This is a genomic window from Lysinibacillus sp. NPDC059133, assembly GCF_042755925.1.
Taxonomy (GTDB): domain Bacteria; phylum Bacillota; class Bacilli; order Bacillales_A; family Planococcaceae; genus Lysinibacillus.
In genome coordinates this window covers 35883-61362 of the sequence record NZ_JBHZDH010000025.1, presented here as the reverse complement: position 1 = coordinate 61362, position 25480 = coordinate 35883, and the positions used below count along the sequence as shown (strand labels likewise).

The following is a 25480-nucleotide window of genomic DNA, read 5'->3' as shown; positions in this document are numbered from 1 at the left end:
TGAGCCAGGATCAAACTCTCCATAAAAAGAAATTTGATTAGCTCAAATTGTTTTGCTGGCATCATGTTTGATGTCCAAAATTTTGTTTCGTTCACAAACTCAAGGTTAGTTACTAAAAACTTTATTGATTACGTTTTGCTTGTTCAGTTTTCAAGGTTCATAACGTCGTTTCTAAGCGACAACTTCTACATCATACTATACAGAAATATGAATGTCAACAAGTTTTTTTGGAGCGGGTGATGAGAATCGAACTCACGACATCAGCTTGGAAGGCTGAGGTTTTACCATTAAACTACACCCGCAATATTATAATGTTTATTAAAATGGCGCGCCCGGCAGGAGTCGAACCCACAACCTTCTGATCCGTAGTCAGACGCTCTATCCAATTGAGCTACGGGCGCATTTTGTATATATTCATAAATTGACTTGGTGCGGCCGAGAGGATTTGAACCTCCACGGGGTTACCCCCACTAGGCCCTCAACCTAGCGCGTCTGCCATTCCGCCACGACCGCATTCGATTGGGAACTTCCTTATTGTACTACGACAATCCGAAAAGTCAATCTTTTTCCTTAAAAAATGAGCCATGAAGGACTCGAACCTTCGACCCTCTGATTAAAAGTCAGATGCTCTACCAACTGAGCTAATGGCTCAAAACAATAAACAATGGCTGGGGTACCTGGATTCGAACCAGGGCATGACGGAATCAAAATCCGTTGCCTTACCGCTTGGCTATACCCCAATAAGTGGCGGTCCCGACCGGGATCGAACCGGCGATCTCCTGCGTGACAGGCAGGCATGTTAACCGCTACACCACGGGACCAACGTTACTATATTTTCATGAATTAAAATAATGAAATGACCCCTACGGGATTCGAACCCGTGTTACCGCCGTGAAAGGGCGGTGTCTTAACCACTTGACCAAGGGGCCATGGCTCCGAAGGCAGGACTCGAACCTGCGACAACCTGATTAACAGTCAGGTGCTACTACCAACTGAGCTACTTCGGAATAATTCACATGTTTTGTCGTCGTTATCTTGTCGACTTTTACTATTATAGGAGCATCTGTAGTAAACGTCAACCCTTTTTTATTATTTTTTTTATTCTATTAGTTTTAAACGTCCTAGACACTTGCTACAACGGTATTTCTCCACATTCATTCTAATTTTTCTTACATATAACTGTTGGCATTTTACACATGTATATGTATAAAGTCGACGTTGTTTCTTTGGAGATGTCTTAGGGATTTGTAATACTGCACAAAAACGAGGAGCCTTCACTTTTTCTAATAGCTCTCTAAAATCTTTGTCTCGATGCTGATACCCTTTGCCTTCCAAATGTAAATGATAATGACATAATTCGTGTCGAACTATCCCTTCTACTTCACTAATACCATATAATTCATAGGCTTTTGGGTTAACTTCAATATTGTGCGATTGTAAAAGATAACGTCCACCTGTTGAACGTAACCGTGCATTAAAATATGCTCGATGCATAAAAGGCTTCCGGAAACTTTCTAATGATATTCGACTAACAAGATGTTGTAGTTCCTCATTGTTCATATCTATATCACCTCTAACAACAAGAATACCACACTGTATAGTATAGACAGTGTGGTAAAATTTATCCCGCTATAACGGGCAGTAATTTATCGGTACCGAAAATAAAGCAATAAGTATAACTATAGCAAGGGCTAAGTTAGGTGGGAGATTAACTGCCCGTAATAGCCCGATTGGTGAAGACTAATAATCAGCGAGGATCAAGAGAATCCCCACTGATTATAGTTTCACTTTATCCCGCTATAACGGGCAGTAATTTATCCGTATCGAAAATAAAGCAATAAGTACAAATATAAAATATAGCAAAGGCTAAAAGTTAGGTGGGAGATTAACTGCCCGTTATAGCCCGATTGGTGAAGACTAATAATCAGCGAGGATCAAGAGAATCCCCACTGATTATAGTTTCACTTAATTACGCTTCGATAGTTTGATCTTTAGGAGGTAGCATCGTTAATGATATGCGCCCTTTATTGACATCTATTTGTTCTACCCATACCGTCACAATATCTCCGAGTGCAACAACTTCTAATGGATGTTTAATACGTCTTTTTTGTAATTTAGAAATATGCACAAGCCCGTCCTGCTTCACACCAATGTCTACAAATGCTCCGAAATCAACTACATTTCTCACTGTACCTTGCAATTCCATCCCAACTTGTAAATCTTCCATTTTTAATACATCTGTTTTCAGTAAAGGCTGTGGGAATGCATCACGTGGATCGCGACTTGGTTTCATTAATGTATCCACTATATCCTGTATTGTGACAACTCCAACATCTAGAATTCCACTTAATTTTTCTTCATCTAGTTTTGCAATGGCTTCCTCCGCCTTCTGTGTCCCTAGCTCTTTTTTATCAATTTGTGCAACCTCTAAAATCTGCTCTGCGACACTATAGCTTTCAGGGTGAATGCCCGTAACATCGAATGCATTTTTTGCTCCCGGAACACGTAAGAAACCAATTGCTTGTTCATACGTTTTGGCACCAAGTCTTGGGATTTTCTTGAGTTGAGCACGTGTAGTAAATTGTCCATTTTCCTCTCGAACCTTCACAATATTCTCCGCAACCGTTTTAGATAATCCAGAAACATATTGCAGTAACGAAGCTGAGGCAGTATTAACATCAACACCAACTTGGTTAACAGCTGTCTCTACTATAAATGTTAAGGACTCAGTCAATTTCTTTTGAGAGACATCATGCTGATACTGACCTACCCCAACTGCTTTTGGCTCAATTTTTACTAACTCCGACAACGGATCTTGCAAACGACGTGCAATAGAAACGGCACTACGCTGTTCTACCTGTAAATTCGGAAACTCTGCACGGGCAATTTCAGACGCTGAATAAACAGATGCTCCTGCTTCATTGACGATCACATAGGCTATATCAGTTTCAAGCTCATTCAATACATCTACTATAAATTGTTCTGTTTCGCGTGAGGCAGTACCATTACCAATAGCAATTATAGTAATTGGGTATTTTGCTAAAATCCCTTTCACAATTGCTTTTGATTTTGCTACATCTGGTTTTGGCGGATGTGGGTAAATAGCTGTAACCTCTAACATCTTCCCTGTTTCATCTACAACAGCTAACTTACAGCCTGTACGGTACGCTGGATCAACACCCAATACATACTTCCCTTTCATCGGGGGCTGTAATAAAAGATTACGTAAATTCTCAGAAAAAATGTGGATAGCCTGCGCCTCTGCCTTTTCTGTAAGTTCATTTCGTAACTCTCGTTCTATAGAAGGCTGAATTAGACGCTTGTACGAATCCTCTATCGCTAGCTTTACTTCAGCAATGGCTGGAGAAGAACCTGTAGCAGGAATCCATTCCTTCCACATAATCATCAATACCCGATCTATCGGTACATGAATCGCCACTTTTAAGATTTCTTCTTTCTCACCACGATTTACAGCTAAAATACGGTGAGGGACAATACGATTTACAGGCTCTTCATATTCGTAATACATTTCGAAAACGTTTTTTTCGTCTGCCTCTGCATTCTTTACACTTGTTACGAGCACTCCATCTTTCCAAGAATACGTACGAATTTTTTCACGGATTGCTGCGTCATCAGCAAAGCGCTCTGCCAAAATATCTCGCGCCCCAGCTAATGCCTCCTCTACATTAGTAACTTTCTCCTCATCTATGAAAGCCATTGCTAATTGTTCTAAAGCATCATTACGATACTCTAATAGAAGATCCGCAAGAGGTTCTAACCCTTTTTCTTTCGCTATTGTCGCCTTTGTTCGGCGTTTTTGTTTATAAGGTCGATATAAATCCTCTACACGCTGTAAAACAGTTGCTGCTTGAATCGCTTGTTCTAATTCAGGCGTTAGTTTATATTGTTCCTGAATTAATCGTATAACCTCTTCTTTGCGTTGTTCAAGCTGCTGTATGTAGTGATAACGATCCTCTACAGCTTTAATCTGTACCTCATCAAGGGATCCAGTAGCTTCTTTTCGATAACGTGCAATGAATGGCACGGTATTTCCTTCTTCTAATAATTTAATAACAGCCTCAGCTTGTCCAGGCTTAACAGCTACATCTTTTGCAATGAGCTGTAACATTTGCTTTTGTTCCACATCATCACTACCTTTTTTCTTTTCATTTTACCATTACACTTTACTAAAAATGCAAAAAAATAGTCTACCCTAACGGAAGAGTAAACTATTTCATTTAATTATGAAGAGGCTTTTTTCGCTAACATTTCCTGCTCGGCTTATGCTATTACTTGTATCTGCGACAACAACAGGCGTCCTCCAATATCATTATTTTCAGGACAGCCCCTCTCCCCCAAAAAAATTTAGAGCGAGACACCATCTCTTACTAAGATAGCTTCTTGTAATTTTTTTATTGCCTTCCTTTGTATTCTAGATACATGCATTTGAGAAACTCCTAATCGTTCCCCAACTTCTTTTTGAGTGAGTTGCTCTAAATATGTAAGCTGAATGATTTGTCTTTCTCTCTCATCTAAAATACTCATTGCTTCAGAAACAATCATTCTTTTATTGGTCATTTCATAGCCATCATCTTCTTTACCCATAATATCGAATAACGTTACTGTGCTACCGTCAGTATCTGACTCTACTGAATGATCCATCGAAAGAGCATGATAACTACGGCTCATCTCCATAGACTCTAATACTTCTTCTTCTTCCACTTCTAATTGATCCGCTATTTCCTTAATAGATGGCGAACGCTGCAACTCAATTGTCAACGCTTCCACTGTTGTTTTAATGCGTGGTCCTAATTCTTTTATCCGTCTTGGTACATGAACATCCCAAGTCTTATCACGTAAAAAGCGCTTAATTTCTCCAACAATCGTTGGAACAGCAAATGCTTCGAAACTTCGGCCAACGTCAGGATTAAAACGTCTTATTGCACCTAGCAACCCCAGCATACCTACTTGAGTAATATCATCATAACTAGATTTACCATTCGAATATTTACGTGCAATGGCCTCCACTAAATATCGATAATGAATCACTAAATTTGTTTGAGCTTCATCATCCTCCGTTGATTGGTACAGCGCAATCCACCTTAGTATATCTTCTTTAGACGAAGTTTTATGTTGTGATTCTTTCGACATTTTCCTCCACCTGCTCTCTTGCGACATACTTAGTCATGAAAACAGTTACGCCACCATCGTTATTTATCATCACCTCATCCATCAAAGTTTCCATTAAATAAAGCCCTAAACCACCTTCGCGTAGACCCGCAATACTCTCTTCAGGATGATACGGACCAATTTTCGATTTTATCTCCTCAAAATTGAAACTGTTACCATAATCTGCAATCATCATTTCTATTTTATTCTCATACAAAGCGCAACCAATGACGACTTCTCCCTCTTCTTCGTCCTTATAGGCATGATGTACAACATTTGTTACCGCTTCACTTGCTGCAATTTTCAAATCTTCAATATCATCGTAATTAAATCCAACCCGACTAGCTAAGCCAGAAACCGTCAATCGAATCACACTGACAAATTGCGGTTTTGCAGGAACCCTTATCTCAATATAATCAAATTCCTTCATTTTCGTAATTCCACCTTTTTATCAGTTTCAATATCCATTAAATCGCTTAAACCAGTAATTTCAAACAACCTTTGTAATCTATTCGATAATCCAACCAGTTTAACTTTACCATTTTCGCGTAGCGTTCTTTTATAAAAGGCTACAAAAATCCCTAGTCCTGTACTATCCATATAATTAACTTTTGATAAATTAAGTACTATTTCTAATCCTTCAGTAATTTTTACTGCCTCTAATTCCTCCCTAAGTCCTGAAGCAGTAAAAGTATCTATTTCACCCTCTACAAATCCGTATAGTTTATGATCAAGTTCCTTAAAGTGTATCGCCATGTCCATACAGCACACCTCCACCAATTTGTTAGACTGTTTTTCTATTCCCGTAATTACAAAAAATCAAACCTAAATAATTATTTTTTTATAATTGCAATCGTAAAATCATCTGATAGTTTAAAATCCTGTAAATTTTCAATTTGCTTATAAAGAAGATTACATAATTGTTGAGCTGACAAGTATTTATTTTCCAATATTAATGACGTTATGACCTCTCGCGAATTCACTTCATCATGCGATCTGAATTCAGTAACACCATCCGTCATCATGATTACGATATCGTTTTCTTCCAAAGCAATTTCATTATAAGAATATTTCGTTTCTGGCAACACCCCTAATAATAACCCCGTTGATTCCAAAGGGATAAATTGATCACGTTTAGCACTGTAATGAAGAGCTGGCTCGTGACCTGCAGAAGCATAAGAAAAAATACTATTTCGCATATCCAAGCAACCGTAGAACATAGACACAAACATACTGTCGTCTACACTCTTCTCAATCACTCGGTTAATGACCTCTAATACATATGAAGGATCTCTATATGCATATTCCAATGCTTCCAATCCATATTTTACCATAGACATACATAATGCGGCTGGAACACCTTTACCTACCACATCTGTCACAGCTACACTCAAATAATCATCTCGATTATATAAAAAATGTACATAATCCCCATTCATTTTCCGGATTGGAATAGATATCATTCCTATATCGATGTTTGAAAGTTGTGGTACTTCTGTTTTAAGTAATGTTTTCTGGATACTTGTAGCAATTTTCATTTCTATTTCATACTCAGCTTGTTTTTGTAATAAACTTTGGTGCTCCCTATGAGCCATTCCATAATGCACCATAACTTCGATAAGAAAATCATATGCAAGCTGTTCTTCACTCATTCTACGTGGAAATAGCTTTTCAACTGCGTTTTTATGAATACTTACAACATCCTCTGGAGATATATTATTTTGGATTAACTGACGAGTGAAATTTTGAGCAATATACAAATTCTTTTCAGTTTGATCAGCCATATAATCTGATAAAATCTTTTTATATTGAGATTCTAATCGGTCCAACAACTCCACATCCTAACGCAGCCATTTTTCAGCTCTAATCGTTGTTCCTTCTCCAATAACCGATTGAATATTCATACTGTCCATCAATCGATTAACGCCTGGTAAACCTGCACCGAGCCCTCCTGAAGTGGAGTAGCCATCCTCCATCACTTTCCGAACATCCTCTATTCCTGGGCCTTGATCAGTTGCAATAACAATTATTTTTTTCTCTGTGTCTGACTCAAATTTCTCAATTTCAACGACACCTATCCTTGCATATAAATATATATTTCTAGCTAGTTCACTTATAGCTGTGGTGATTCGAGCCTGATCAACAGTGTCAAATCCAAGTGCCTTTGCTTCGTCACGCCCCAGTTGTCTTGCTGCTACTATATCCCACTCAGTAATAATTTCAACCGAAGACTTAATTGTCACTGCTGTCCCCCCAATTCCTTTCGGAGTTATACTCTTAACTTTTTTCGACCTACTTAACTAAATACTTTAAATATTTTTATTATATTATCGATTTTACCTTAGCGTAATGGTTGCTGTCGCTACGTTTGCATTTCGCTTTCGCACAGACAAACCTTGTTGCTGCCGCTTCGCTTTCGCACAGACAAACCTTGTTGCTGGATGAAGGTAAAAATCTATGTATATTTTCTTAAACCACTCAATGTTTTTTCAAAAATCTATTCTAAGTTTAGATTTTGACTACACCTTAAATCTATTAATACCATTTTTGAATAGCGATTTCAATTTATGGTAATAAGTATTTGAGGTACAATATAAAAAAGCATCGAGATGAAAATTCATCTCGATGCCGCTATACACATATGTATATCAAAATTTAACCAGCCCTAAACTAATCATCAATGCACCATCAACTTTCTCCATCAAAGAATGGTCAAGTTGTGTAATACGATCTGTCAATCTTGACTTATCAATCGTCCGCACTTGCTCGAGCAGAATAACCGAGTCACGTTCAAAACCATACTTTTCAGCATTAATTTCGACGTGCGTCGGTAACTTTGCTTTTTGAATCTGTGCAGTAATAGCTGCGATGATGACAGTCGGACTAAATCGATTGCCAATATCATTTTGAATAATCAGCACCGGCCTAGTGCCCCCTTGCTCGGACCCAACTACCGGCGATAAATCTGCAAAAAAAACGTCACCACGTTTTACATTCAAAGTGTCATCCCCCGCTAACGAGACGCTCCACTGTATGTTGTGCTTCATATTCTGCATGCAGGCATTCACTTGCAATACTCAGATTTATATGAGACATTTCAACATATCCTTTCATCATAGCTTCCCGTATTTGATTTGGTTGCTCCTGCATTAAAACTTTGCGCGACAAAATACGCGCAAAAGATTCACTTTCAATTACTTCCTTTGTTTGTAGAAACAGTCTATCCTGAACAGCAATTGTAGCTTCTCTTAACTTTTTCTCGTACACAGCAAGCACCTCCAACGGAACCATCCACTTTTCATTACTACCCATTCTACCATTGAAAGATATCGTTGAAAAGACACGAAATGACAAAATATCTGACAATTTAAAGTCCAAGTTGTAAAAATATGTAGGTTGTCGAAGGTATATGCCGATTCATTCACCTTGCAATATGCCACAAATTATGAACGGCTCAGCTACTCGGTAATTTAACATCCTAATTAATAAGTAGTTATTCACCAAGTTTTTTTAGTTGTTCTAATATAGTATTCATTGTCCCAAGATCAATTATGCCTCGGGATAATTGCATCCGATTTTAGTTTAAAGTCAAATGTATAATCTAGGAACCCTCGCTGTAATAATGCACGGTACTTCATAATTAATGGTTTCAAGCTTCGCTGCCCATTCATTCATTGAAATAACATCCTGTCCTTGACGACCAATGAGTGTTACTTTCTCACCTATAGCATATGCTTTTGGCAAGGCAACCATACATTGGTCCATACAAATTCGTCCAACAATCGGCATTCTTTGTCCATCAATTAGTACTTCTTGTCCACCTAATTTGCGAATTACTCCATCAGCATAGCCTATTGGTATCGTTCCTATCCACATATCCGAAGAGGCCGCAAAAGTTGCTCCATAGCCTACTGAATCACCTGCTCGTAACTGTTTCACATGAACAAGCTCACTCTCAAGCGAAAACGCTGGCTGTAACGAAAATGGTAAAATACCTTCTACATAAGAAGATGGTGATAAACCATACATTGAAATACCATATCTGACGGCATCAAATTGTAAATGAGCATCTTTCACTAAGGATGTAGCCGTATTTGATGCATGAACAAGTCTAGGTTTTTCAGGCAACACTGTTACACATTTCTCAAAAAATTGTACCTGTCTATCGAAGTATGAGGTATCTTCTTCATCCGCAGTCGCAAAATGTGTGAATATCCCATCAAGCTCCACATTCACTGTATTCTGTATTGTTTGATAGAGTTCCAATAATTCTTGTTCTGAACGAACGCCAATTCTGCCCATTCCACTATCTACTTTTATATGTAGTCGTAAAGGATTTGCTTCATTAGCTATGAACAGAGCTGCTTGCTGCACCCATTCACTTGCAAAAGCTGTAAGGATTATGCGCTGCTGGGCAGCATATGGCACGAACGAAACTGGAGAAGCACCCAATATTAGTATGTCTGGTTCTTCAAAATGCGCTCGAATATGTAATGCTTCATCGGGCGTTGCCACGGCAAGTATTGTTGCCCCTGCCTCAAGTGCCGCTTTTGCAACGGCTACATCTCCATGGCCGTATGCATTTGCCTTTACGACAGCTATAATTTGAACATTAGGTCGAAGTAGCTTTTTCAAATTTTTTACGTTTTGTTGAATTGCTTGTAAGTTTACAATTGCTTTGGTCGGTCTAAAATACTGCTGTATTTCCATTAGAATACCCTCTTTATATTTTATTAAAACAATATGTATTGATTAAATCGCCTTTGCTCTACTGTTTTACCATAAGTTTTTCTATTTTAGACTAATTTTCTACATAACTTTTATCATATATGACTTAACACTTTCTAAACAGTGTTAATTTTCATCAGAACTGTACTATTTTACTTAATAAGCTACAGCTTTCCATATAGAAAGCTGTAGCTAGAAAAATTATTTCATACTACCTATCGTCATAGAAGTGGCAACTTCCACCATTTCTTCACGAGACAATTTACTAGACGCTACAAAGAATTCGACGCCATCCTTTTCCCAGCTAATAGATGTATCTGTAATAGCTCCAATCGTAAAGCCTAAATCTACCGGATCACCAGGAGATGATACTGGCAACATAGCCGTCTCTTTCGTAACTGGTTGTTGCATAACCGTAAATGGCTTATCACCGTCAAATGTTAAGATAACACGTTCCATGCCACCCTCTTGCATGACTTTCTCATCCACCATTTTCGTATTTCCTAAACTTACAACAGGGTAATGAGTTTGGAACTTTGTATTTTCGGCTTCTGCACTTACTGCTTGTTTCCCTTCATTTCCATTCGCATTATTGTTGCTCTCTTTATCTCCTTTATCCTTTTCTTCCTTGTTATCTTTTTCTGGCGGTGCAGCTTTTTCCCCTTTTGTTTCATCTTTTTCTGTAAATTGCTCAACCGCATACTCTTTAGCCGCGTGTTGAACACCTAATTTTATATTTTTAAATGTGATACGAATTTGTTCTTCTTTTACATCATTCATAATTACTACGGAAGTTGGAAGCATTGTTTTCTTATCAACTGTTATAACTTGATGAGGCATACTATTTTTATAGCTGTTTCTAGTAGCCGCTTCAAATATATATGCTTTGTCCTCTTCTTTCATGACTAAATTTTTATCTTGAGCTAAATCTTCTGCTAGTGCACCTATTAAATAAGCTTGACTATTTTTCTTCGGCCAATCACTTTGGAATTTATACATTTTGTTCAATGTAGGTGTAACAACAAAAACTCCATCTGCATTTCGCACTATCATTTGTGAAACATCTTTCCCACTTTCTACTACTTCTACTCGATAGAAATCAGGTTTCGTATGCCAAACCGTTACATCATATTTTTTCGGATCCCCACCAGATTTAATCTCCATCGTAGCATTTAACTCATAACCATTGGTCTCTGCCCATTTTCCGTTAACTTTCTTCAACACTTTTTCCTGTGAGTCTGTACCACATGCCGATAGAAGTAATATCGTACAAAGTAAGACGAGCCATTTAACTATTCGGTTGCCCACGCTTTCACCCTTTCCTTCTTTCAAATCCACTACGACAATATATGAACCGTATTTGTCAGTTATGTCATTTGAATAAGGGTAATATATTTATCTTCACTCAGAAATTGATTTACTTTTTAATAGCGATCACCATAAAGTGTGGTTGATTTCCGTTCCGACTGGGCGCTTTCCTGGAGGCGTCGGGACAACAAATATTTTCTGTGCGAAAGCGTAGTGACAGCGACACATGTTTCTGTGCGAAAGCGTAGTGTTAACATAGCGACAGCAACAAATGTTTTATATGGCGAAAGCTTGTTTTACACTTTTTATTGTAATAATATTACTTGTGCTGCTGCGTATTGCTTGGAGTGTGTTATACTTACAAATCCATTTACAAGCTGCCCTTTGAAATATAAAACCGGATTTCCAGCTTCCCCTCTTAAAACTTCAATATCATGAAGCTTACATTCTTCACCAATACCAGTTCCTAATGCCTTTGAAAATGCTTCTTTTGAAGCGAATCGTCCAGCTAAAAATTCTATTTTACGAGTTTCTGAATGTGCATCAAACAAAACTCTTTCCTTTTCAGTTAAAATGCGATCTTTAAATTTATTTGTTCTTTTCATTGCTTTAGCAATACGGTCAATTTCTACAATGTCGAGACCAATTCCTTTAATCATTTGAACTTCTCCTTTTCCTATTTCTAAAAAGCCATGTATAATAATTGTAAATTGAGGTGGAGTTATGTTTAGTAGAACAGAAAATTTTAAGCAATACACAAAGTATTATCCGATTGTTTCAACATTAATAGCAGTTAATTTAATTGTTTATGTACTAACTATTTTACCTGGAGTAGGAGAAAATTTATTGAATTACGGAGTTCAAGCGAACTTCCTTATACGATCAGGTGAATGGTGGCGTGTTTTTTCTGCAATGTTTTTACATGCTGGCTTTTTGCACGTTTTCTTTAATATGTTTTCACTGTATTTATTCGGGCCAGAGCTTGAAAAAATTGCTGGCAAGGTACGTTTTACGACAATTTATTTAATGTCTGGTATTGTAGGCAACATGGCAACCTATTTACTTTATGATAGTAGCTATGTAAGTCTTGGTGCAAGTGGAGCTGTTTTTGGAATATTCGGTGCTTTCGGAGCACTTGTCTACTATACACGTCGCACAATGCCTATGCTGCGTAAACTTATTTTGCCTATCATTGTTATCAGCGTTATTATGACTTTCCTACAGTCAAATGTGAATGTCTATGCTCACTTAGGCGGCTTAGTAACAGGATTCCTTCTTGGACTCGTTTACTTACATCCAAAAAGAATTTTAAGCTGGCGTAAACAAAAGATGGCAGGTAAGTAATAGGTACAAGAGGAGCACTCCTCCGTGATAAACTATCATCACGGATTGCTCCTCTTATTTTTATACTAGAGTGATATGCAATTCGTCAATTTTATTTCAAAGTGCGACCGTATCCTCTTTCGCTGCCTTTATTTTTTTCCATTCAACCGCTGTTAAGCCATAGACAACTTGGTCTACATGATGATCATAAAGCCACTCAGCATCTCTTAAACGTCCCTCTTCATGAAAACCTAACACTTTTGGAATTGTACGACTTCGAATATTCCCTACCGCTACCCGCACTTCAATGCGATTTAATTTTAAATAGCTAAAGGCGTAATCAATAAATGCTTTCATAGAATTTGTGACTAAGCCCTTACCAACAAATTCGTTCCCTAACCAATATCCAATACTTGTCCATTTATGCTGCCAATTCACTTGATGATAGCCAATCACTCCCGCAAGCTTCCCATCATAATATATCCCCGCTTGTAGGCCATTATTATCTGCGTATTGTTGCATCGCACCTCTTACAAATCGCTCTGTATCCTCTACTGTTGTCACATCATCTACAAAAGGTAACCATTCACGCAACGTATCTCTCGAACGATCCGTCAACGCGAATAATTCATCTACGTCACTTAAATCCAACAATTTTAAATACGTGTTCTTATTAATATCATACTTAAACAAAATTACCACCCCTTTTGTTTGATTTATTCTATTATAAACAGTATATTTGCATATTTATAGATAAAAAAGGCTAATCCTCCTATTAATTGTAAGGATTAGCCAAATTATTGCATTCAATGTTCATACCAAGATAATATTGTTTCAGCATCTTGCTGCTCTAAGTTTCGTACATTCCCTGCCATACCGGTCATGCCTGACATGACCGTTGCTTTTACAGACATAACATTCTTTCTTTTTTGGAAATAGGTTTGAGTAGTCCCAATAGATTGTATGCGTTTTTTCTCCATAAAGAATGTAGTACGACTGAACACACGATATTGCATAGTTAGTTGCTTTCCATCGATCATATAACCAGCTGATTTATGTTGCCAAACACCAATTACTATCGTTAATGGAATTAATAATAACGAAAGCAACCCATACGGATATAAGAAATAACTACATCCACCAATTATAGGTATGAGCCAAACAAAATCAATTCGGTAAAAAAATGGACGAGCTCGTTCTGGTGAATTAATAAATTCTGGTCGCCAATTTATATCTGGAAAAAGTTGCTCTAGCGTTCCCAAACAATCTTGCTTCTGAATAAGTGGGAACAGAGTAATTTTTTTATCATTTCCCTCTCCACCATTTCCTCCAGCACTCTCAACAACAACTGTTGCAAAGCCAAATAATTGGCGCACTGGATTCTCTACAATACGAATCGCCTGAATTCTATTTAACGGTAAAGTAATCCGTTTTTTCTCAATTAGCCCTTTTGTAATAATAAGCTTTTCATCTTCAATTCGGACTGTATATTCGTAATAATTGAACAGTGTAATAACAAATGACACAAACCATGCCAGAATTAGGCTGAATATCACCATTAGTACAACTAAAAATGCACCAATTTTCGCAAAGTCTGCTAGCTCGTGAAAAATTTCCTCATATGGGATTATATCCGAAATCTGGGGGATAAACGCTGCTACCCCGGACAGAACGAACCCAATTCCACCTGAAGTTATGGCCAATATAAGCAAATCACGTATCGACATATGATAAATAGTTGGAACTGGTATTTCCTCTATTAGCGACTGTTCATCATTCATCTGTTCATTTACTTGGTTCTTTGCACGGCGCATTTCTAGCTCTATTACATCTGCCGCTGCCTTACGTATAGCCGTTAGCTCTACCTCAGGTTTTCTATCCTTACTTCCCGCAGTTTCAACCTGAACTTTTACTAAGCCAAATAGTCGATGAAAAATACCCTCATTGTAATTTAAGCTTTGAATACGTTCAAATGGGATATAACGTTTCTTTTTAACGAACAAGCCATACTTTACACGCAATTCTCCATCTTCAAACCAATATACAAAGGTACGCCATTTAACAATGCCACTAACAAGCGCAAGTAAAGCCCCTACTCCCCATATACCAAATAAGAAAATCATCCGCCAAAAATTATCACTATGGAAATTAAAGGAGAAGTGAAACCCATTAGTTGCAATAATAATAATTAACGGGAAAATCATACTCTTTAATGCTTTTGCACTTGTAATAACAGCCGATACTGGGTGTAAACGATTAATTTCCTTAGACATCATCTTCCGCCACCCTTGCTAATTCCGAAATACGTGCACGAAGCCCATCAGCCTCGTCCATTACAAGTGCAGGAATTGTATGTACAGTTGCAGCCGTAGATATTGAAATATTACCTAAACCATATTTTTTTAATATCGGTCCTTGCGTCGTATCAACATGTTGTACACGCACCATTGGAATAAGTGTGCGTTTAACAACGAATAAACCATGTTGCACTTCAATCTCATTTTCACGCACCTCATAGCGCCAGCGTTCCCATCTCACTTTCGGAAATAGATAAGCAGATAGGATAGCACTAAGTATAACTACAACAACTGCAATGAAATAAATAAATGATGGCCATTCAAAATAATAAGTTCCATAACATACTAAAGCCGCTACAATCAAAAGAAATATCGTTTGCAATACACCATATAAACGCCATACTGTTAACCCTTTCCTAGAAATCTTATGAATTGGTTCAGATCTCAAAATCGATCCCTCTCTTTCCTTATCTATGTATACGTAACCAATTATCTTTTTGTTTCAAAATTTTATCAATTTCGCCTTGGCGTAATTGTTGCTGTCGCTTCGCTTTCGCACAGATAGCCTTTGTTGCTAGACACCCGCTGAAAGAAGTTAAAAAAAACCTTACAGCCACTTTGACTGTAAGGTTTAATCATTTTCGTGAAGATAAAATTAATCTTCGTGACGACGTGGTGCGCGTGAACGACCTTGTCCACCTTCACGGCGTCCGCCTTCTCGACGACTTCCACCGCTTCCTCCACGACGATCTCCGCCGCTTCCTCCACGACGATCTCCGCCACTTCCTCCACGACGATCTCCGCCACGTCCGCCATCACGACGTCCGTTAAAGCTACGGTTACCGCCACGTCCACGATCTCCACCACGACTGTTAGAACGCTCACGACGCATTGGTAATGGTCGTTCTTCAGTAATTGTTACTGGCGAGTCATCTGGCTCTTTTGTTAATGAGCGAAGTGCAGCAGCTACAACATCGATTGCATCATGGTTTTCAAGTAATTCTGTCGCAAGTATACGATAATCACCTAAATCGTTGTTCGCAATAAGACCTTCTAGTGTCTCCATAGATAGGCGTTGTTGACCCACTAAAGCTTCGTCCGATGTTGGTGGTTGAAGTGGTGTCATACGTTTTTTCGTTGTTTCTTCTACAATACGTAGGTAACCCATTTCGCGTGGTGTTACAAATGTTACTGCAAGACCTGATTTACCTGCACGACCTGTACGACCAATACGGTGAACATAAGATTCAGGATCTTGAGGAATATCGAAGTTATAAACATGTGTTACACCAGAAATATCAAGCCCACGAGCAGCTACATCTGTTGCCACAAGAATATCAATTTTATTCTCTTTAAATTGACGTAACACAGAAATACGTTTCGCTTGGCTTAAATCACCATGGATTCCTTCAGCAAGGTAACCACGAATTGATAACGCTTGTGCAAGCTCATCCACACGGCGTTTTGTACGTCCAAAGATGATAGCAAGTTCTGGTTGGTGAACGTTTAATAAACGAGATAAAATGTCGAATTTTTCACGCTCAGCAGATTTCACAAAATATTGATCGATGTTATCAACTGTTAGTTCTTTCGCTTTAATTTTTACGATTTCTGGATCACGCATAAATGTCTCAGCAATTTTACGGATTGCTGGTGGCATTGTTGCTGAGAACAATAATGTTTGACGTTCTGAAGGCACATTTTCTAAGATTGAATTAATATCATCGATAAAGCCCATGTTTAACATTTCATCAGCTTCATCAAGTACCAATGTTTGAACATCTTCTAATTTTAAAGTACGACGATTAATATGGTCAATTATACGACCAGGTGTACCTACGATAATTTGAGGTTTATTTTTCAGTGCACGGATTTGACGGCCGATTTCTTGACCACCGTAAACTGATAACAATTTTACACGTTTATCATAACCAATTTTATATAGCTCTTCTGAAACTTGAATCGCTAATTCACGAGTTGGTGCAATTACTAATGCTTGGATATTAGGGTTTTTTGGGTCGATTTTTTCGATAAGTGGAATCCCGAAAGCGGCAGTTTTACCTGTACCTGTTTGCGCTTGACCTAATACATCACGGCCTTCAATTGCAAAACGAATAGTACCTTCTTGGATTGGTGTTGCTTCTTCAAATCCCATACGCTTTACTGAGCGTAATGTAGATTCGCTAATATTTAATTCTGAAAAATTTGTCAAACTTCTCAATCTCCTTTTTTTGCTTTTAAGTTGACAAATGGTTACATTTTCAGATGAAGTTGTCGGCAAATTCGAGCCTGTGTTTTGGAACGTTTCCGTTACTTAAAATTTTTCTCTATATGATGGTCACATAGAGCTCTCTTATATGAAAAGGAAAGCCCGGTCTTTACCGAGCGGTTTGATTCTGTCGTAATTATTCACTTTAGAATAAAACCGTTGTGTTCAAAAAAAAGTACTCTTCAATCAAATATGAAGAGTCTTCGCACAAAATGTATCCATTGCTTACACTAGTCTAACATGGGATTAAAACGTATGCAACGATAACGCATGAGTCGTAATAATCTGACTACTTTACGCACTCTTTAAAAACGACAAAACATAAGAAAACCATTCAGAACAATCTTCACCATAACATATATGATGCTTCCCATTATCAGAAATATACAAAGTTTTTTCGTTTGAAGTTAATTGATCGTATAAAAAGCGAGCAGTGTGATAAGGCACAATTCCGTCTAATTTCCCTTGTACAATATACACTGGAATTTTAATATCTTTATAATACGGCTCCACCATTCGAACAAGCTTCATGAATTCAATCGTTGACGATAGTGGCACATGATTAAACTTATGCCGGTATCGTAAATACAGCTCATTATTAGACAAATTACGATGGTATGCCTCAGTGGCAAGCATTTTAAAATCTTTAACCAGTTGCTTCGGGCTCACATATTTAGCAGCAGCGCTTAGTAATACGAGCTTTTTCACTTTATAACGCTTGGCTAAATAGAGCGCTATAATGCCTCCCATCGAAAACCCAACTACTATTACTTCATCTACTTTTTTGGCAAGCGCACGAAAAGCGAGCTCGGCATCCATTAACCAATGCTTAGCGGTGAAACCACGCATTTGTAGTTCTTCTCCATGCCCTGACAAGGTAGGTTCTTCAATAAGCCAATTTGTATGCGTTCGTAAATAGGTAGTAAAAGGTTCTACTTCATAAGGTCCGCCTGAAAATCCATGTATACATAACACACCTACTGACATTACTTTCACCTCTAAATGTGTAACTCATTTAAATCAAGAATTTAAAGAATCGATGAGAGAATGTCCCACCGATTCCTTGTTTCATTTTATCTCACATTAATCGCCCGTTTAAAGTTACTTTGTAAATGCACGTAAGATCGTTTCTAATTTCATGCCACGAGAGCCTTTTAGTAAAACGATAGACTCCTCTTTAGCTTGCTGTAGTTTATCGATAATTGGCGAATAATCATCCTCTACATATAGCAAATGGTCCTCATCAAATCGCTCTTTTAAGACTTCATTTAAATAAGCCATTCGTGGGCCAAATAAACATACATAAGCGATTTCATCCGCATGAATATCCTTCGATAAATCTTCATGGAAACGCTTTTCATTTGGTCCAAGTTCAAGCATATCACCTAACACAAGCCATTTTTCTGGGCGAATCGTTGTCGATGCGACAAATTGAATAGCCGCCTTTACAGAAGTTGGTGCAGCATTGTATGCATCATTAATAAACAATGCCCCATTTGATCCATTCACTTGCTGCATGCGCATATCCGTAAGAGCTACTTGTTTTAAGGATGCACGAATTTGGTCATCATTTAAACCTAGCTGTTGAGAAATTAACATGGCGACTAATGTATTTTTCACCTGATGCTTCCCGAGAACGGAAATAAAGAAATCCCCTTCAATCACACCTTGTGTGGAGAAGCTACTACCATCAGCAGTTGCTTCAATATTGTCTGCATACAATAAGTTGCCATGCTCTAAGCCAAATGCCACGGCCTTTAACTGCTGCTCTTTCGCAACTAGTTCTTGAAGCAGTGGTTCATCTCCATCATAAAATAGCACTCCATCTGGTTGCATTCCTTGAATTATTTCAAACTTAGCTTTTGCGATTCCGGCACGTGAGCCTAAATCTTGCATATGAGCCTCACCAATGTTTGTAATCACTGTCATATGTGGACGAGCAAGATTCGTTAAAAACTCAATTTCACCAAAACCACTCATACCCATTTCAAGTACGGCAACATCAGTATCTTCATCTAGCTGTAATACCGTAATAGGTAAACCTAGCTCATTATTAAAATTCCCAATGGTCTTTTGTACTTTAAAAAATGGTGTGAGCGTTCCTGCTAAAATATCTTTCGTCGATGTTTTACCATTTGAACCAGTTATGCCAATAAACTTCGCCTTATGCTCATCGCGATAGGCACGTGCCATTTGTTGAAGCGCCACTTCTGGATCATCTACAAAGAGTAATGGTACATCTTGAGGTGGATTCGGTTCATCTTTCTGCCAAAGAGAAGCACCTGCTCCTTTTTCAATAGCCTGCTGAACGAATTTATGACCATTGGCCTTCTCGCCACGAAATGGAACGAATAAGTCTCCTTGTTGAATTGTTCTTGTATCAATGGAAATTCCTGATACGACCGTGTCGCCAAAAGCTGGTTCTTCTTCATTTAACCATGTAGCTAACTGCTTTAATGTTTTTTTCACAATAATCCCACTCAGTCTTTTTTATAGTGAAGCTGTTGTTTTTCTTCAAAACGCTCAATCGCTAGAGTAATCAGACGATCAATAAGCTCTGAATAGCTTACATTTGTATGTTGCCAAAGTAGTGGATACATACTTACAGGTGTAAAACCTGGCATTGTATTCACTTCGTTAATATAAATGCTGTTATCGGCTGTCACAAAAAAGTCCGCACGAACTAAACCGCTTCCATCAATAGCTTTGAATGCACGTTTAGCTAGCTCCTGTAAATTAGATACTGTATCCTCAGGAAGCTCTGCTGGAATAATAAGGATTGTTGAGCCATCTTTATATTTAGAGTCATAATCATAAAATTCAGTAACTGGTTTGATTTCGCCAGGTACAGAAACTTCCGGGAAGTCATTTCCTAGCACAGCTAGTTCAATTTCACGAGCGATAATACCTTGCTCAACTACAATTTTACGATCATACTGTAAGGCTATTTCGATAGCCTTCACTAATTCATCACGATTTGTTGCCTTGCTAATTCCAACACTTGATCCTAAGTTTGCAGGTTTCACAAACATCGGCCAATCCAGGTTTTCTTCGCAACGAGCAAGGATAGCCTCCTGTTCATGAGCCCATTCGCTACGAATGAAATACGTATACGGCACTTGTGGTAAGCCAGCAATTTCAAATAATTGCTTCATGATTACTTTATCCATGCCAGTTGCTGATGCTAACACACCATTTCCTACATAAGGTAAATTCAGAACTTCAAGTAAACCTTGGACAGTTCCATCTTCACCATTAGTACCATGAAGTAATGGGAAAATTGCATCGAATTGTACAGATTTACCATCTTTATCAATTAAAAAATCTGTAATATTATTTTCTAAAATAGTGGCATTACCACCAAATTGTAATTCTTCAATTGTACTTGCAGGTTTTTTTAGACGCTCACCGCGGCGCCATTCTCCTTCAAGGGTAATGAAAATCGGATATACTTCATACTCCTCGAAATTCAAAGCTCCCGTGACCGCACGTGCTGTCGATAATGACACCTCATGCTCTGCTGACTTTCCACCGTATAATAAACCGATTCTTTTTTTCATTTTTGTGCCCTCCACATACTTCTTGTGTACTATTAGTTTATCATGAAACGTCTTGATAAATGACATCAATTTCGCCTTGCCGTAATTGTAGCTGTCGCTTTGCTTTCGCTACATAAAACATTTGTAGCTGTCGTTTTGCTTTCGCTACACAAAACATTTGTAGCTGACTCTTTACTTTCGTTACAAACATTAAAACAATTACTGAATGACGATAAAAATCTCACCGTAATTTTGACGGTGAGATTTAGTGTATATTCATTCTACGTACAAATGAACGGTTAAATAATATAAATCAATTCATCGTGCTCATTTTTCAAAATTGTATTTTTTAAATCATCCCACACCTCATCAGGGAAGGAATACTCTGACAGATTGCGAATTTCGAGACCATAAGCTACTTTAGGCTTTTCAATTCGATACAATGATAACAGTGCCCCATCTTTAGCAAATGAACGATAGGCACGCAAAAATTCCGGTGAAATAGCAGGAATACTCGAATTCACCTTCCTTCGCCAAAAACCAGTGCTACGTTCCTTTTCACGAATCAAACCGTTCAAAACATTAGCTATGAGTAAATCTGAATCACTTAAATGGCGAAAATAAATTTTAGTCATTTTCTCTAAATCTGAAGAATAGTAGACAAATCGATTTTGTAATTTATTAAAAAATGGCGAAGTAATCGGTTCCTTTTTATGACTTATGTAAAGTAATTCCCCTTGTTCCATCGGTGTTAGTTGGTCTAGCCTCTTCTCATCCATAAAGTCTATCCAACATAATTCTTTGGATTCGGTAGATTTTTTTACAAACTGAGGTACTTCCTCTTCTGGTATATAATCCAACTGTGTATGCATATTAAAGGAACCATCTTCATAGGAATGTTTCAATAACAGTAAGTGATGAAGTGGTTCAAGTGCAGCCACAAATTGCGAGAATTTAAGCCCGCTAAAAACAACAAATTTATCGACCTCATTCATATGAACATAAATATGAAACATAAAATCTTCAGCTGACTTCAATTTTTTACCCACAACCATCACCCCATTCTTCACTACATTATAAAACTAAACAGGAATTTTTGAAACATTTAATGCTAATAATCGTCATAACAATATTCACAGGCGTAAAAGTGTTTTTTACGGTATAATATGAATGTTAAAGATGCTATTGCATATATGTTTTTTAACTACTCGGAATGAGCACATTTAGAAAGAATATAATTCTATTCATTTCTTACAAATATCTGAGAGGATTCTAAATCAAAAGCAAGTATTGAGCCCCCTTGTTCACACGCTCACTTCGGTTTGATATTTGCCTCTTGAGGATGCACTTTTTAAATATATTTGGTAGTATATTGAATTGGAATTAATTTAAATCAAATTTACTCATTAAGAGATACTATTTTAATATAGGTGGCTTGTATGGAAAATAAACGAAATTTCGCGAATCGTTTTGACTGGACGCTCGCTTTTATACTTTTAACCTTCCTAGTCATAAGTTTGTTAGCCATCGCGTCGGCTCAAACATCAGGTCAGTATGGTGTTAACTATGTTCCTTTACAATTGCGATGGTACGTCATTTGCTCAGTAATTATTGGAATAGTTATGTTTTTCGAACCTGACCAATATAAAAAAATGTCTTGGTATATGTACGGGGCAGGCATCGTATTATTAGTACTACTTATCTTCATGCCAGAAGGAACAGGACAAATCGGTGCAAAAATTAATGGTGCAAAAAGCTGGTATCATACACCTCTTGGAAATATTCAACCTTCTGAGTTTATGAAAACCTTTTACATTTTAGCACTTGCTCGACTTATTAGTAAGCACAACGAAGTCTATTCTTTTAGATCATTAAAAACAGACTTTATATTGCTAGGTAAAATCGCTGTTACACTGTTACTACCTTTAGCTCTTATTATGCAGCAGCCTGACCTTGGTTCAGCATTAGTGTTCTTTGCCATTACAGCTGCCGTTGTCATTGTAGCAGGTATATCATGGAAAATTATTTTACCAACTTTTCTAGGTGGCGCTATAGTAGGTGGTTCTCTTTTATGGATGGCACTCTATATGCAGGGTTTTTTAGAGAAAACATTCGGCTTTAAACCATATCAATTTGCTCGAATCTATTCTTGGTTAGATCCATATTCATATTCTTCTAGTGATGGATACCATTTAATTACTTCCCTAAACGCCATTGGTTCAGGTGAAATTTTCGGTAAAGGTTTCCGTAGTCGTGAAGTTTACGTTGCCGAAAATCATACCGATTTTATTTTTACAGTTATCGGAGAAGAATGGGGTTTTATTGGTGCTAGTATCGTTATTTGTATTTTCTTTTTATTAATCTATCATTTAACAAAAACTACACTATTATTGAAAGATCCATACTCAACTTATGTATGTGCTGGTATTATTGCAATGATTACATTCCACGTATTTGAAAATATCGGTATGACTATTCAGTTATTACCTATTACAGGTATTCCCCTACCGTTTATCAGTTATGGAGGAAGTTCATTGATGGGGAACGCTCTAGCCCTCGGTCTTGTTTTCAGTATGCGTTTCCACTACCGAACTTACATGTTTACCACTCATGATGATGATGATTAATTATGGATATAAAAAATGGGTAGTCTCAATTACAGAGACTACCCATTTTTATTTGCAAAACGAGTTAAGCTTGAACTTGCGGTGTTTGCGTTGGTGGTGTGAGCACTTTTAAAAGTTCAAGTCGAGACTTTGTTACAGTGGCTGTTACACCCAACTTAGATAAATTCGAAACAATCTTTTTCAAATCTACTTCTTTTTTCATACATTCCACCTCAATCTTTCCTCGAATTTATATAACGTTTTATTTCCAAAAAAGTTTCGTTTTTGCAAGCGTATGATGTCTGACGAGTTAATCTCTTTCTATCATACCATTTAACTTCGCTTTAAAATTTTTCATTTTTGTTACAATGTAAATTTTTCCTTCGCTTAACTATTTACGGCTTTTCATCAAAACGTAGGATGTTATTTTATTAAAACATATCCCATGTATATAAGTTGATCTTCGTTACGACTGGCCGACTCCTTAGGATTGGACGCCCCCAGAAGCTTTGCTCTGTGCGAAAGCGTAGCGACAGCAACAATTGTTTTATCTGTGCGAAAGCGTAGCGGCAGCAACAACAAAGCGCCCAGTCGGAACGGAAATCAACCACACGTTATGGTGACGAACCATTTTTTCTTCATTTACCACTAAATAGCAAAAATTAAACATGAAAAATTAAAATATCGATATACCCTCTAGTAGTATACCTCAGTGATAATTTAATACACTATACGACAATCGATACAAAAATTAAAAATGGAATGAGTCCATTTAGTTACTTTAAAAATCTTCATTAATTTTAAGCATTAATATAATTCCATTGTTAACAGTCTGCAGTTTTTTATACATCGTTTTAACCTCTTTTCTCTACTGCACTGTCCCTGAGAGCTCGTCATGCCTTCACTCTAATCACTTTTATACATGGCATGCATTTCAACAAATGTCATCCCCTACTTTTGATAATGGGAATTAACCACTTAATATGTTTTATCTTCCGTTTTCTTGTAATAGCAATAACAAGAGAGGTAGAATATACATACTAAAATATTGTATGAAAGTAGGGTACTGTATGAAAAAGGCAATTTTATTATTAATGTCTGTCCAATTCCTCGTCTACCTAGGATTTGGAATTATAATACCTGTCCTACCTGAGGTTATAGTTCAGCAAAACTGGGATAATATACATGTAGGTGGCTTACTTACAGTGTACTCGCTCGCCAGTTTTTTCACCGCACCACTTTGGGGTATGCTGTCCGATAAGGTAGGTCGTAAGCAACTTATATTAATAGGTCTTGTAGGTTTTAGCTTAAGCTTTGTTATTTTCTCTTTATTTATTAATAATTTAGTAATGTTGTACATCTCACGTGTTGTGGGTGGTTTATTCTCGGGAGCACTATATACAGCTGTAACAGGCTTTGTAGGAGATATGTCGAGTGAGGAGGATCGCAATAAATATATGGGTCTCATGGGCATGTCCATCGGGCTCGGTTTTATTTTTGGTCCAGCAATTGGTGGTATGCTCGGACACTATAGCTTGCAACTACCCTTTATCGCTTCAGCAGCACTAATTGCACTATTATTTATTTATGCAAGTTTCGTTTTAAAAGAACCTACAAAACGAAAAGATACAAATAAACGTGCACTTGTGCCAAAGGGTGCTACAAAAATGCTGCAGTACCGTGTGCGTTATTTATTTATGTTCTCATTTTTAGTGACTTTTATGCTGGCAGGAGTGGAAGCGACGTTCCAGTTGTTCCAAATTGATCGAATTCAAATTACACCATTACAAATTGGTTATTTGTTTATGTTTAGTGGCTTTGTAGATGCAGCTATTCAAGGCGGTATTGTTAGACGAATTAAAAATGGAAGCGAGACAACTTGGTTAATAGGTGCACAAATTGTCACAGCAATGGGTATGCTTTTATTCACTTTAACAGCTAACTTATTGATCGCAGGTTTTGCCCTTTGTGTTTTTACAGCAGGAAATGCACTCGCAAGAACATGCGTCGTATCCCTTTCAACTAAAGAATCTGGTGGTCAATATGGGACTGCTGCAGGTCTTTCCTATTCAATGGATAACCTAGGACGCATTCTGGGTCCACTATTCTTCACTTGGCTATTTACAATGCAATCTAGTTTAGGCTACTATACGTCAGCAGCAATAGCCCTCGTTTCAATAAGTTTAATATTTATTTTTAAAGCATCAAATAAATCTTTACGACTTGAATAATTTGTTGATA

25 protein-coding genes and 8 tRNA genes are annotated in these 25480 nt (G+C 37.5%); 3 read left to right on the top strand and 30 right to left on the bottom strand.

Annotated features, from left to right (window positions below; genetic code table 11):
- Nucleotides 1-228 precede the first annotated feature (228 nt).
- The 20 genes from ACFXN8_RS14550 to acpS form a co-directional block, all read right to left on the bottom strand.
- Nucleotides 229-302: transfer RNA gene (locus ACFXN8_RS14550), tRNA-Gly, on the bottom strand.
- 22 nt (nt 303-324) lie between these two features.
- Nucleotides 325-401: transfer RNA gene (locus ACFXN8_RS14545), tRNA-Arg, on the bottom strand.
- Between the two features lie 26 nt (nt 402-427).
- Nucleotides 428-513: transfer RNA gene (locus tag ACFXN8_RS14540), tRNA-Leu, on the bottom strand.
- A gap of 65 nt (nt 514-578) precedes the next feature.
- Nucleotides 579-651: transfer RNA gene (locus ACFXN8_RS14535), tRNA-Lys, on the bottom strand.
- Between the two features lie 14 nt (nt 652-665).
- Nucleotides 666-740: transfer RNA gene (locus ACFXN8_RS14530), tRNA-Gln, on the bottom strand.
- Between the two features lie 5 nt (nt 741-745).
- Nucleotides 746-821: transfer RNA gene (locus ACFXN8_RS14525), tRNA-Asp, on the bottom strand.
- Nucleotides 822-857: 36 nt separating this feature from the next.
- A tRNA-Glu gene (locus ACFXN8_RS14520) sits at nt 858-929 on the bottom strand.
- Nucleotide 930: 1 nt separating this feature from the next.
- Nucleotides 931-1007, bottom strand: a tRNA-Asn gene (locus ACFXN8_RS14515).
- A gap of 91 nt (nt 1008-1098) precedes the next feature.
- Nucleotides 1099-1560, bottom strand: coding sequence for a SprT family protein (locus ACFXN8_RS14510; RefSeq protein WP_376072680.1), 462 nt, complete (start codon nt 1558-1560; stop codon nt 1099-1101).
- Between the two features lie 409 nt (nt 1561-1969).
- The gene (locus ACFXN8_RS14505) at nt 1970-4144 is read right to left on the bottom strand and encodes a Tex family protein (protein ID WP_386846012.1); all 2175 of its coding nucleotides are present in this window, start codon (nt 4142-4144) and stop codon (nt 1970-1972) included.
- Between the two features lie 221 nt (nt 4145-4365).
- Complete coding sequence (sigB, locus tag ACFXN8_RS14500; protein WP_386846010.1) at nt 4366-5151, bottom strand: RNA polymerase sigma factor SigB; 786 nt, start codon at nt 5149-5151, stop codon at nt 4366-4368.
- A complete protein-coding gene (gene rsbW, locus ACFXN8_RS14495; protein WP_376072671.1) occupies nt 5129-5599 on the bottom strand; it encodes an anti-sigma B factor RsbW in 471 nt (156 codons plus the stop codon). Before rsbW ends, sigB begins: the two co-directional genes overlap by 23 nt.
- The gene (locus tag ACFXN8_RS14490; protein ID WP_376072668.1) at nt 5596-5931 is read right to left on the bottom strand and encodes an anti-sigma factor antagonist; all 336 of its coding nucleotides are present in this window, start codon (nt 5929-5931) and stop codon (nt 5596-5598) included. Before ACFXN8_RS14490 ends, rsbW begins: the two co-directional genes overlap by 4 nt.
- 71 nt (nt 5932-6002) lie before the next feature.
- Nucleotides 6003-6998, bottom strand: coding sequence for a PP2C family protein-serine/threonine phosphatase (locus ACFXN8_RS14485; protein WP_386846007.1), 996 nt, complete (start codon nt 6996-6998; stop codon nt 6003-6005).
- A 12-nt stretch (nt 6999-7010) separates the two neighbouring features.
- Complete coding sequence (locus ACFXN8_RS14480; RefSeq protein WP_386846005.1) at nt 7011-7412, bottom strand: anti-sigma regulatory factor; 402 nt, start codon at nt 7410-7412, stop codon at nt 7011-7013.
- A gap of 405 nt (nt 7413-7817) precedes the next feature.
- Complete coding sequence (locus ACFXN8_RS14475) at nt 7818-8168, bottom strand: type II toxin-antitoxin system PemK/MazF family toxin (RefSeq protein ID WP_376072659.1); 351 nt, start codon at nt 8166-8168, stop codon at nt 7818-7820.
- A 4-nt stretch (nt 8169-8172) separates the two neighbouring features.
- Entirely contained in the window at nt 8173-8436 is a 264-nt protein-coding gene (locus tag ACFXN8_RS14470; RefSeq protein WP_049663444.1) for a hypothetical protein, read from the bottom strand.
- A gap of 321 nt (nt 8437-8757) precedes the next feature.
- Nucleotides 8758-9879, bottom strand: coding sequence for an alanine racemase (alr, locus tag ACFXN8_RS14465; RefSeq protein ID WP_386846003.1), 1122 nt, complete (start codon nt 9877-9879; stop codon nt 8758-8760).
- 219 nt (nt 9880-10098) lie between these two features.
- Nucleotides 10099-11205, bottom strand: coding sequence for a LolA family protein (locus tag ACFXN8_RS14460; protein WP_386846001.1), 1107 nt, complete (start codon nt 11203-11205; stop codon nt 10099-10101).
- Nucleotides 11206-11510: 305 nt separating this feature from the next.
- On the bottom strand, nt 11511-11864 hold the full coding sequence (gene acpS / locus ACFXN8_RS14455) for a holo-ACP synthase (RefSeq protein WP_100546140.1): 354 nt from the start codon (nt 11862-11864) through the stop codon (nt 11511-11513).
- A gap of 64 nt (nt 11865-11928) precedes the next feature.
- Here acpS and ACFXN8_RS14450 point away from each other — a divergent pair, with 64 nt between their 5' ends.
- Nucleotides 11929-12549, top strand: a complete 621-nt coding sequence (locus tag ACFXN8_RS14450) for a rhomboid family intramembrane serine protease (protein ID WP_376072647.1) — start codon at nt 11929-11931, stop codon at nt 12547-12549.
- Nucleotides 12550-12645: 96 nt separating this feature from the next.
- Here ACFXN8_RS14450 and ACFXN8_RS14445 read toward each other — a convergent pair whose 3' ends face one another.
- The 9 genes from ACFXN8_RS14445 to ACFXN8_RS14405 form a co-directional block, all read right to left on the bottom strand.
- Complete coding sequence (locus ACFXN8_RS14445; protein ID WP_386845998.1) at nt 12646-13221, bottom strand: GNAT family N-acetyltransferase; 576 nt, start codon at nt 13219-13221, stop codon at nt 12646-12648.
- 113 nt (nt 13222-13334) lie between these two features.
- Nucleotides 13335-14801 (bottom strand): PH domain-containing protein, encoded by a 1467-nt coding sequence (locus ACFXN8_RS14440; protein ID WP_386846017.1) that lies wholly within the window; start codon nt 14799-14801, stop codon nt 13335-13337.
- Nucleotides 14794-15273, bottom strand: a complete 480-nt coding sequence (locus ACFXN8_RS14435; RefSeq protein WP_376072641.1) for a PH domain-containing protein — start codon at nt 15271-15273, stop codon at nt 14794-14796. Before ACFXN8_RS14435 ends, ACFXN8_RS14440 begins: the two co-directional genes overlap by 8 nt.
- A 207-nt stretch (nt 15274-15480) precedes the next feature.
- Entirely contained in the window at nt 15481-17037 is a 1557-nt protein-coding gene (gene cshA / locus ACFXN8_RS14430) for a degradosome RNA helicase CshA (protein ID WP_376072635.1), read from the bottom strand.
- A gap of 351 nt (nt 17038-17388) precedes the next feature.
- Entirely contained in the window at nt 17389-18081 is a 693-nt protein-coding gene (locus ACFXN8_RS14425) for an alpha/beta hydrolase (protein WP_376072632.1), read from the bottom strand.
- Between the two features lie 114 nt (nt 18082-18195).
- Nucleotides 18196-19563, bottom strand: coding sequence for a UDP-N-acetylmuramoyl-tripeptide--D-alanyl-D-alanine ligase (locus ACFXN8_RS14420; RefSeq protein WP_376072629.1), 1368 nt, complete (start codon nt 19561-19563; stop codon nt 18196-18198).
- An 11-nt stretch (nt 19564-19574) separates the two neighbouring features.
- Nucleotides 19575-20654 (bottom strand): D-alanine--D-alanine ligase, encoded by a 1080-nt coding sequence (locus ACFXN8_RS14415; protein ID WP_376072626.1) that lies wholly within the window; start codon nt 20652-20654, stop codon nt 19575-19577.
- A gap of 40 nt (nt 20655-20694) precedes the next feature.
- Nucleotides 20695-20844: a hypothetical protein gene (locus tag ACFXN8_RS14410; RefSeq protein ID WP_386845994.1), complete on the bottom strand. Its 150-nt coding sequence runs from the start codon at nt 20842-20844 to the stop codon at nt 20695-20697.
- Between the two features lie 88 nt (nt 20845-20932).
- The gene (locus ACFXN8_RS14405; RefSeq protein WP_376072707.1) at nt 20933-21688 is read right to left on the bottom strand and encodes a hypothetical protein; all 756 of its coding nucleotides are present in this window, start codon (nt 21686-21688) and stop codon (nt 20933-20935) included.
- Between the two features lie 384 nt (nt 21689-22072).
- Here ACFXN8_RS14405 and ACFXN8_RS14400 point away from each other — a divergent pair, with 384 nt between their 5' ends.
- A complete protein-coding gene (locus tag ACFXN8_RS14400; protein ID WP_376072623.1) occupies nt 22073-23260 on the top strand; it encodes an FtsW/RodA/SpoVE family cell cycle protein in 1188 nt (395 codons plus the stop codon).
- Nucleotides 23261-23324: 64 nt separating this feature from the next.
- Here ACFXN8_RS14400 and ACFXN8_RS14395 read toward each other — a convergent pair whose 3' ends face one another.
- Nucleotides 23325-23462: an Lmo0850 family protein gene (locus tag ACFXN8_RS14395; protein ID WP_166672133.1), complete on the bottom strand. Its 138-nt coding sequence runs from the start codon at nt 23460-23462 to the stop codon at nt 23325-23327.
- Nucleotides 23463-24309: 847 nt separating this feature from the next.
- Between ACFXN8_RS14395 and ACFXN8_RS14390 the strand changes: the two genes are divergently transcribed.
- The gene (locus tag ACFXN8_RS14390; protein ID WP_386845991.1) at nt 24310-25470 is read left to right on the top strand and encodes an MFS transporter; all 1161 of its coding nucleotides are present in this window, start codon (nt 24310-24312) and stop codon (nt 25468-25470) included.
- Nucleotides 25471-25480: the final 10 nt, after the last annotated feature.

Bases quoted from the DNA above. Each gene is read 5' to 3' on its own strand.
- ACFXN8_RS14510 (WP_376072680.1), bottom strand. From the start codon at position 1,560: ATGAACAATGAGGAACTACAACATCTTGTTAGTCGAATATCATTAGAA.
- sigB (WP_386846010.1), bottom strand. From the start codon at position 5,151: ATGTCGAAAGAATCACAACATAAAACTTCGTCTAAAGAAGATATACTA.
- rsbW (WP_376072671.1), bottom strand. From the start codon at position 5,599: ATGAAGGAATTTGATTATATTGAGATAAGGGTTCCTGCAAAACCGCAA.
- ACFXN8_RS14490 (WP_376072668.1), bottom strand. From the start codon at position 5,931: ATGGACATGGCGATACACTTTAAGGAACTTGATCATAAACTATACGGA.
- alr (WP_386846003.1), bottom strand. From the start codon at position 9,879: ATGGAAATACAGCAGTATTTTAGACCGACCAAAGCAATTGTAAACTTA.
- acpS (WP_100546140.1), bottom strand. From the start codon at position 11,864: ATGATTAAAGGAATTGGTCTCGACATTGTAGAAATTGACCGTATTGCT.
- ACFXN8_RS14450 (WP_376072647.1), top strand. From the start codon at position 11,929: ATGTTTAGTAGAACAGAAAATTTTAAGCAATACACAAAGTATTATCCG.
- ACFXN8_RS14440 (WP_386846017.1), bottom strand. From the start codon at position 14,801: ATGTCTAAGGAAATTAATCGTTTACACCCAGTATCGGCTGTTATTACA.
- ACFXN8_RS14425 (WP_376072632.1), bottom strand. From the start codon at position 18,081: ATGTCAGTAGGTGTGTTATGTATACATGGATTTTCAGGCGGACCTTAT.
- ACFXN8_RS14415 (WP_376072626.1), bottom strand. From the start codon at position 20,654: ATGAAAAAAAGAATCGGTTTATTATACGGTGGAAAGTCAGCAGAGCAT.
- ACFXN8_RS14410 (WP_386845994.1), bottom strand. From the start codon at position 20,844: ATGTTTGTAACGAAAGTAAAGAGTCAGCTACAAATGTTTTGTGTAGCG.
- ACFXN8_RS14405 (WP_376072707.1), bottom strand. From the start codon at position 21,688: ATGGTTGTGGGTAAAAAATTGAAGTCAGCTGAAGATTTTATGTTTCAT.
- ACFXN8_RS14400 (WP_376072623.1), top strand. From the start codon at position 22,073: ATGGAAAATAAACGAAATTTCGCGAATCGTTTTGACTGGACGCTCGCT.
- ACFXN8_RS14395 (WP_166672133.1), bottom strand. From the start codon at position 23,462: ATGAAAAAAGAAGTAGATTTGAAAAAGATTGTTTCGAATTTATCTAAG.
- ACFXN8_RS14390 (WP_386845991.1), top strand. From the start codon at position 24,310: ATGAAAAAGGCAATTTTATTATTAATGTCTGTCCAATTCCTCGTCTAC.